The sequence below is a fragment of the Microcystis sp. LEGE 00066 genome (assembly GCF_015207925.1).
Taxonomy (GTDB): domain Bacteria; phylum Cyanobacteriota; class Cyanobacteriia; order Cyanobacteriales; family Microcystaceae; genus Microcystis; species Microcystis ichthyoblabe_A.
Genome location: NZ_JADEVX010000328.1, coordinates 1 through 1,942 on the forward strand (window position 1 = coordinate 1; position 1,942 = coordinate 1,942).

Sequence of the window (1,942 nt, forward strand, 5' to 3'; positions counted from 1 at the left end):
TCCTGTAAATATCGGAATCGTCGTCGAAGATATAGTTTAAGAGTTAACTTGTTGGCGGCTATTTATAACTGTGAGTTAGGGATAGGTATAGCAGCTTCTTAAAAGTTGCCTAAAGATTAATCAAGTCGGCTCTTCGTTACTTGTTATGGTTCGATAGGGGGGCATAAATTGACTAAATCCTTCTCTGGCAAGAGACTTAATTGATGAGTTCGCTCTAGAAAAAAACAATTGACAAAAATCGCCAAATGCCTTTCTACATAAGGGTTCCATCCCTTATAACCCCAGTCCATTGCATAACACAAACCGAAGAACCATCAAGTCAAGGAGAATTTATTCTCAATTTTTATAATTGAGATAGTTTGTGCCGCTTAAATAAAGAGGTTTTGATAACCAAATTAAAGCAGCTCTAAAGAGTTTTGAGTTAAAAGTTAAACTTCAAGTTTTCATTGAGGACGAATGTACTGATTAACTAATTTTTTGGGGAAAATTAGTTAAACCATCATTATAACATATAATTAATTTGCAAGAGTTCTAATGAAACAATTGAATGTCCGAATTGCCATCAAACCTTGGACATAATCAATCAGACAGAGTATAATCTAGTCAGAGATTTGTCAATATTAGGCAATCGAGTATATTTAGAAGTACCGGCTCTTCGTTACTTGGTATGGTTCGATAGGGGGGCATAAATCGACTAAATCCTTATCTGGCAAGGGATTTAATTGATTAGTTCGCTCTAGATCGAAAATAATTGACAAAAATCGCTAAATGCCTTTCTATATAGGGGTTCCATCCCTTATAACCCCCGTTCATTGCATAACACAAACCGAAGAGCCGAAGTACCACGCCGCCAGTTTCATTGTCAAAAGTGCCAAAAGTATATTAGCGAAAGACTGAGTTTTATGAGATTAAGACAGCATCATACAATCCGCTATGAATCGATGATTTATGAGAGAGTAAAAAATTGTAGTATCGAAGAAATAAGTCGAGAAGAAGGGTTAGGATGGGAAGAAGTTCAGTTAATATTTAATCACTGTGCTAAAGAACTAGAAAAGGAAGAGTGGGAAGCACCAGAACGAATAAGCTTAGATGAATTTAGTCACTTAAAAGGACATAAAGATTTCATAACAACGGTCGTAGATCTGGAAAAGAAAATTTGACTAGATGTGATTAAAGGACATAAGCAAGATGAATTGGGAAGCCTTAAAAGCACAGCTAGACGCAGTTCGGGAGAAAGTGAAAGAAGTGAGCGTCGATATGTGGTCAGGATTTACAGCAGTGATCAAGGAATTATTTCCCAATGCTAAAATCATCTATGACCGTTTTCATGTAATGGCTATAATCAATGACGAGCTTAATAAATTGAGAAAGTTAATGGGGGTGAATGAAAAAGGATTACCTCATTTATTATGGAAGAATAAAGAGGACTTAAAGGACGAGCAAAAACAACAACTAGAAGTTATTCTGAAAGAACATCCCTGCTTAGGAATAGCCTGGGAAATGAAAGAAGAAATTAGACAAATTTATCAAAGTAGTAGAACGTTCAGAGGTGCTGAGAGAAAATTGGAAAAATGGATAAGAATAGGCGGGATATTATATCAAAGTAGTGCCAGCATGATCCAGAAGCATTTGCCTGGTATTTGTAATTACTTTGAAAATCATACAACCAACGGATTAATTGAGGGAATGAATACCAAAATCAAGCTTATTAAAAGAATGAGTTATGGATTTACCAATTTTGAACATCTTCGACTTAAGCTGTTTGCTTGCTTTAATTTATAACAAAAATTAACACACGAAAACCAGGAGAGCCAGCTTTCACAACTCTCCTCTCCGTGTAAGCGTGCTTGATAGGTTAACCAAAGTAATCTCCAAGCTACAATTGAATAGGTAGCTAAAGCCATCTCAATTCTACGACCCGTTTCTAATTGCAGTTTTTCTA

Annotated in this window: 1 protein-coding gene and 3 pseudogenes; 3 read left to right on the forward strand and 1 reads right to left on the reverse strand. The window is 35.8% G+C overall.

Going from position 1 to position 1,942, the window contains the following annotated elements; all coding sequences use genetic code 11:
* The 3 genes and pseudogenes from IQ224_RS23155 to IQ224_RS23165 all read left to right on the forward strand — a co-directional run.
* A pseudogene (locus IQ224_RS23155) lies at positions 1–102 on the forward strand (IS5/IS1182 family transposase); the annotation flags it as partial.
* Positions 103–569: 467 nt separating this feature from the next.
* Positions 570–689 (forward strand): hypothetical protein, encoded by a 120-nt coding sequence (locus IQ224_RS23160; protein ID WP_370583163.1) that lies wholly within the window; start codon positions 570–572, stop codon positions 687–689.
* A gap of 147 nt (positions 690–836) precedes the next feature.
* A pseudogene (locus IQ224_RS23165) lies at positions 837–1,782 on the forward strand (ISL3 family transposase); the annotation flags it as partial.
* On the opposite strand, the pseudogene IQ224_RS25210 reads toward IQ224_RS23165, so the two are convergent.
* Positions 1,782–1,942, reverse strand: a pseudogene (locus IQ224_RS25210) (IS4 family transposase); the annotation flags it as partial. The pseudogenes IQ224_RS23165 and IQ224_RS25210 sit on opposite strands and share 1 nt — an antisense overlap.